This window comes from Vibrio sp. 10N.222.46.A1 (assembly GCF_041473595.1).
Taxonomy (GTDB): Bacteria; Pseudomonadota; Gammaproteobacteria; order Enterobacterales; family Vibrionaceae; genus Vibrio; species Vibrio tasmaniensis_A.
The window spans coordinates 1-6,055 of the sequence record NZ_JBFRSN010000053.1; the positions used below are offsets into that span (position 1 = coordinate 1).

Annotated in this window: 6 protein-coding genes; all 6 read left to right on the top strand. The window is 44.1% G+C overall.

What is annotated here, in order from left to right; all coding sequences use genetic code 11:
* Window positions 1–230 precede the first annotated feature (230 nt).
* On the top strand, window positions 231–1,136 hold the full coding sequence (locus AB4496_RS02280; protein WP_102257363.1) for a DUF72 domain-containing protein: 906 nt from the start codon (window positions 231–233) through the stop codon (window positions 1,134–1,136).
* 139 nt (window positions 1,137–1,275) lie between these two features.
* Window positions 1,276–2,004, top strand: a complete 729-nt coding sequence (gene cmoA / locus AB4496_RS02285; protein ID WP_009846366.1) for a carboxy-S-adenosyl-L-methionine synthase CmoA — start codon at window positions 1,276–1,278, stop codon at window positions 2,002–2,004.
* A 182-nt stretch (window positions 2,005–2,186) separates the two neighbouring features.
* The gene (gene cmoB / locus AB4496_RS02290) at window positions 2,187–3,158 is read left to right on the top strand and encodes a tRNA 5-methoxyuridine(34)/uridine 5-oxyacetic acid(34) synthase CmoB (RefSeq protein WP_102257364.1); all 972 of its coding nucleotides are present in this window, start codon (window positions 2,187–2,189) and stop codon (window positions 3,156–3,158) included.
* A gap of 265 nt (window positions 3,159–3,423) precedes the next feature.
* Window positions 3,424–4,164, top strand: a complete 741-nt coding sequence (locus AB4496_RS02295; RefSeq protein ID WP_009846364.1) for an ATP-dependent zinc protease — start codon at window positions 3,424–3,426, stop codon at window positions 4,162–4,164.
* Window positions 4,165–4,181: 17 nt separating this feature from the next.
* Window positions 4,182–5,687 (top strand): inactive transglutaminase family protein, encoded by a 1,506-nt coding sequence (locus AB4496_RS02300; RefSeq protein ID WP_009846363.1) that lies wholly within the window; start codon window positions 4,182–4,184, stop codon window positions 5,685–5,687.
* A gap of 3 nt (window positions 5,688–5,690) precedes the next feature.
* On the top strand, window positions 5,691–6,055 hold a 365-nt coding region (locus AB4496_RS02305), incomplete at its 3' end, for a sugar-transfer associated ATP-grasp domain-containing protein (RefSeq protein WP_372130536.1).

The following is a 6,055-nucleotide window of genomic DNA, read 5'->3' on the forward strand; positions in this document are numbered from 1 at the left end:
CCCTCAACAAAGAGTAAAACGCTTTTAGCCGAACCCTTCGGGCAGCGTTTGCTGGTCATTTCTACTACGTTATCGGCTTCTCATGTAGGCTAGCTACACATCAAAGCCTCTGCCTTGTATAAATACCCAGCAACTCGCTGCAAAAACCAGCTCGAAAGATCAACACGCCCTAATTTCAACCCAAAAATTTTTTGTAATGACTGATGGCGTGATAAATAACGGTGTAATAGATGGATGCTCGTGTAATAACAACAGAAACTTTACCTCTAAGACTTGGGTTAACAATGTGGTCTCACTCTGAGTGGCAAAGTCAGTTCTATGGTAAAGGAACAAAACCCGCTGAGCGCTTAGAAAAATACTCCCAAGTTTTTCATACCGTTGAAGGCAACACGACTTTCTATGCGACACCCAGTGTCTCAACGGTCAATAACTGGAAAGCCGCGAGTCACGATGATTTCAAGTTTACTTTTAAGCTGCCTAAGTTCATCACCCACCAGCAGCACTTAAAACATTGCCAAGCCGAGCTCAAAGAATTTCTGCTCACCATGTCGCCCCTACATAGGCGCATTGGTCAGTGGACGATTCAATTGCCCCATAGCTTCGAACCCAGCATGCTTCCTGCCCTGCAAAAATTTTGTACCTTGTTTCCAAAAGACATGCAGCTCGGCGTTGAAGTTCGTCACCTTGGTTTCTTTGATAAAGGCGATGCCGAAAAACGTTTCAATCATTGGTTGATAGAAGAAGGGATCAATCGCATCATTATGGATAGCCGTCCTGTTTTCTCCGCACCACCAACCACAGAAGCGGTGATCGACGCGCATCAAAAGAAACCACGTGTTCCGGTTCATGCCATTGCGACGGCAAACAATCCGATGGTTCGCTTTATTGGTCATCCAGATCAGGAACCCAATCTGGCTTTCTTTAAACCTTGGTTCGCGAAATTACCGACTTGGTTAAATGAAGGAAAACAACCTTATTTAATGATCCACACCCCAGACAATAATCACGCCCCTGAGTTGGCGATTGCTATCTATAAGCAATTACAGACGCAAGTTGCTGAACACACAAAGATAACCTTGCCTAATTTGGCGGAGTTTCCTGCTCAAAAAGGCGACCATCAAATCTCGATGTTTTGATAGTAAACAACTACTAACAAGCGTTCACTTTCATCAATCTCAGTTTTCGTGACAGCCGCGCTTTTTTTACGTAAAATACGTCCCCTTTTATTTGGTATGAATTTTGTGCCAATTACGCTGACTGTCGAGAGAAAATGCCATGAGCAACACAGACAATATCTTTTCCGCTCCTATTGATAAAATTGGAGACTTCACCTTTGATGCAAGGGTTGCTGAAGTATTTCCGGATATGATTCAACGCTCGGTGCCTGGTTATAGCAATATCATCTCTGCAATCGGCATGCTGGCTGAACGCTTTGTAAAGCCACATTCAAATATTTACGATCTTGGCTGCTCGCTTGGTGCTGCGACACTTTCTATGCGTCGTCACATTCAGCAAGAAGGCTGCACGATTTTCGCTATCGATAATTCAGAAGCCATGGTTGAACGCTGTAAGCTGCATGTAAACGCCTACCGCAGTGACACACCGGTAGAAGTGATTGAAGCCGACATCCGTGAAGTGGAAATCAAAGACGCCTCTGTTGTGGTGCTTAACTTTACACTGCAATTTCTGTCTCCTGACGACCGATACGCTCTGCTTGAAAAAATTCATGCAGGCTTACGCCCGGGCGGAATCTTAATCCTTTCTGAAAAGTACGTATTCGAAGACGAAAGTTCAAATGAACTGCTTATCGACCTGCACCATGACTTCAAGCGTGCAAACGGATACAGCGAGCTTGAAGTCAGCCAGAAACGCAGCGCAATTGAAAACGTGATGCGTCCTGACTCGATTACAGTTCACAAGCAACGTTTTGAAAAGATTGGCTTCTCAAGTAGCGAAGTGTGGTTCCAATGCTTCAACTTCGGTTCAATGTTCGCGATTAAATAGCGCACATACCCAGTCAGCTCGTACTAAAATGTCATCCTCAAGAGCGAGGAAGGAGCGTGTTGGGGGTCTCTATCAAGTACGATAAACCGAGACTCCCTATCATGTTCGTCCCTCACTGTAGGGAATGACAAATTTAATTTCTATTTTAGGGTTTATTGACCCTATTAACTCAGTGAAAAACTATGTTTAATTTTGCCAATTTTTATCAACTCATTGCCCAAGACACTCGCCTTCAGCCGTGGCTTAATGTTCTTCCTCAACAGCTGACGGATTGGCAAAATGCAGAACACGGCGACTTCGACCGTTGGTTGCGTGCACTGAATAAAATCCCGCAAGGTGTGCCTGACCAAGTTGATCTGAAAAACTCAGTGACGATTGGCAGCTCTACACCGTTCCACACGGGTGAACTTAAAAAGTTAGAAAGCTTACTGAAGACTTTCCACCCTTGGAGAAAAGGCCCTTACACAGTTCACGACATTCATATCGATACAGAATGGCGCAGTGACTGGAAATGGGATCGTGTGCTTCCACATATCTCTCCATTGAAAAACCGTTCGGTTCTCGATGTAGGTTGTGGCAACGGCTACCACATGTGGCGCATGCTAGGTGAAGGCGCTCGCTTGACGGTGGGTATCGACCCTTCTCACTTATTCTTGGTTCAGTTTGAAGCCATTCGTAAATTGATGGGCGACGACCAACGTGCTCACCTATTACCTCTAGGTATTGAGCAACTGCCAAAATTGGAAGCTTACGACACTGTATTCAGCATGGGCGTGCTTTACCACCGCCGTTCACCACTTGATCATTTGATTCAACTAAAAGACCAATTGGTATCTGGTGGCGAACTGGTACTTGAAACGTTAGTGATTGAAGGTGACGAAAACACTGTTCTTGTGCCTGTGGATCGCTACGCGCAAATGAGAAACGTGTACTTCTTCCCATCTGCACGCGCACTGAAACGCTGGCTTGAACAGGTAGGCTTTGAAGACGTGCGTATCGTTGATGAAAATGTCACAACGATTGGCGAACAACGCACAACAGAGTGGATGACACACAACTCTTTACCGGATTACTTAGATCCTAATGATCCAAGTAAAACCGTAGAAGGTCACCCTGCACCAAGGCGTGCGATTCTAGTAGCGACAAAACCTTAAGCTCTGTTACACAAAACCATAAGCTCTGTCGTCATACAGCCACCGTTATTTATATGTGGGAATTTTGATAAAAAAGAGAACTAATTGTACAAAAGTTGCGCTCATGTTTAATAAGTGAGCGCCCTTAAGTGACAATAATTTTCGTAGCGCTCACATTGCGATTCAATATGACCAGACTCTTACAATAGGATGCTTCACGCATCCTTTTTTGTGGGATAAACTTCTAAATAGTCTGAACTATTCTCTAATTTCCAAAGGTTTTTATATGTTTAAGCGATTATCGCCTATCGTGGCGGTTGGTTTGCTCTCTGGTTGCACCCTCACGAGCGGTGCTACCTACCATCAAGAAACTCTCGACGCTATTTCCCGCTCAGAGACAAACATCGCAAACAAGGTTCAAAATCTTGAACTGCAGCTAAGTAATCAAAGTGATTATATTGAAAGCTTGGAAGACGAAATTACCACTCTTTCTAGTCAATTAGATGTTCACCTGACCAGTATGGAACACAGGGTCATTGAAGAGCTAAAAGAAGCCGAGCCTGTTGCCGTTGCAGCTGCACCTACCGCTCCTACATCACAGCCGACTATTCTAGGCGGTATTGAAAAAGTATCGATCGACTCTATCAAACAAAGCTTCGATGCTCGTGTTGATACTGGCGCAACCACCTCTTCTTTAAATGCCGTCGACATCAAAGAATTCGAACGTAACGGTAAAGATTGGGTTAAGTTCCATTTGGCAGATAAAGCACAAGCAAAAGAAGACCAAAAATGGATCGAAGCGCCCGTTGTACGTTATGTGAAAATCCGTCAATCGACGAATGATCAAACAGAACGTCGAGCTGTGATCGAATTATGGGTAAAAGTCGGAAAAATCCATGAAAAAGCGCAATTTACATTGGCGGATCGCTCTCAAATGAGTCACCCTGTATTACTAGGGCGCGAATTTATCAAAGACATAGCGCTAGTAGATGTAAGTAAAAAGTACGTACAAACGGAAGTTAAATAACAATAGTAGGGTAAGCTATGACGTCAAGAATTCCATTTTATATTTCTATATTCCTGCTCATCGTGGCAGGTATAACTCTGAGTATGTTCAGACATACAACCTACGGTGTACCCTGGACTCCAGGCGAAACTAATCAAGTTTGGGACATTGAAGCTCGTATCGAATTCAATGCAGTGGGCAAAGAAGCAAAAGTTTCACTAGCCGCACCTCACACACAGTCTAACTTTACACTTATCGGCGAGTCAGCTTCATCACCAGGCTATGGCATTTCGTACTTGAATACAGATTCAGGTCGCCGTGCTGAGTGGTCAATTCGTCACGCAGATGGTCCGCAGACTATCTACTACAAGACACAGTTCTTAGTCGATAGCCAAGCGAACGTTACCTCAACACCTCCAGAAGGTGATGTGGCTCAACCAAGCTTTGATGGTCCTGAAGAAGCCGCGGCCCTTGCTTTGATTGACAGAGCAACCAAGCGCTCAGCAGACAACATCACCTTTACTCGTGAGTTAATCAAAACGCTTAACGATCCAGACAGCCAAAACTCAGCGCTGATTCTGAATAACATGACCAAAGTGGAAGCGACACACAAGCTACTTTCTGCCGCTAAAATCCACAACAAAGTCGTCGGTGTTATTGAACTGGAAGACGGACGTCGTCGCCAATCAATCCAACACATGAACCAAATTTGGGATAATAACCAGTGGGTTCTATTCTCTCCTGAATCTAGCGAGCAGCAAGTTCAACCAAACCTGCTAATTTGGGATGAATCAAATGTATCTCTATTAGACGTGGTTGGCGGTCAGAACAGTAAAGTTCACTTCTCTATGATTGCTCAGGAAGTTACTCCAACTGAAGCAACCAACAGTAAAGTATCAGCGGATCAACTGTTAAACCTTTCCATTCATAGTCTGCCGCTAGAAGAGCAAGCGATGTTTAAAACCATCATGCTGATTCCTATCGGTGCTCTGATTGTTGTGTTCCTACGTGTCATCATAGGTCTTAAGACTTCTGGTACGTTCATGCCCGTTCTGATTGCCGTGGCATTCGTTCAAACACAGTTGGTTACCGGTATTGTTGGCTTCCTACTGATTGTAGGTACCGGTCTTGTAATTCGAAGTTACTTATCCAAACTCAACCTATTGCTCGTGGCCAGAATATCCGCTGTAATTATTACAGTAATTATGATTATTTCGATATTTACTGTAGTCGCATTTAAAATCGGACTTACAGAAGGCCTATCAATTACGTTCTTCCCAATGATTATCTTGTCTTGGACTATCGAACGTATGTCTATCCTTTGGGAAGAAGAAGGCGCGAAAGAAGTTGTACTTCAAGGTGGTGGCTCTCTATTTACCGCGGTGCTTGTTTACTTAGGTATGACTAACCCGTTCATTCAGCACTTAACGTTTAACTTTATTGGTTTACAGCTTGTTATTCTAGCGACCATCTTGTTACTAGGTAACTACACAGGCTACCGTCTAACCGAGCTTCGTCGCTTTAAACCGCTAGCGGAGGACTAAGTTATGTTTGATCAATTTACTTCACCGTTTAAGTTGAAAGACAAAGGCATAATGGGAATGAACAAGCGTAACCATAGTTATATTGGCCGCTACAATGATCGTTCCAAGTACCCACTCGTTGATGACAAGCTTAAGACTAAAATCATTGCTGAACAGGCTGGCGCCACCGTGCCAAAGCTTATTGGCGTTATTAGCCACCAAGCTGAAGTAAAAACAATCCACAAGATGGTTAAAGAGTGGCCGGGCTTTGTAATCAAGCCCGCTCAAGGCAGTGGTGGTAAAGGCATCCTTGTTGTGATCTCTCATAAAGATGGGGTTTACACCAAACCATCGGGTTCTACTATCAATGAAGAAGATGTAGAGCGCCA

Coding starts and splice junctions, on each gene's coding strand:
- AB4496_RS02295 (WP_009846364.1), top strand. CDS start 3,424: ATGTTTAAGCGATTATCGCCTATCGTGGCGGTTGGTTTGCTCTCTGGT.
- cmoA (WP_009846366.1), top strand. CDS start 1,276: ATGAGCAACACAGACAATATCTTTTCCGCTCCTATTGATAAAATTGGA.
- AB4496_RS02300 (WP_009846363.1), top strand. CDS start 4,182: ATGACGTCAAGAATTCCATTTTATATTTCTATATTCCTGCTCATCGTG.
- cmoB (WP_102257364.1), top strand. CDS start 2,187: ATGTTTAATTTTGCCAATTTTTATCAACTCATTGCCCAAGACACTCGC.
- AB4496_RS02280 (WP_102257363.1), top strand. CDS start 231: ATGGATGCTCGTGTAATAACAACAGAAACTTTACCTCTAAGACTTGGG.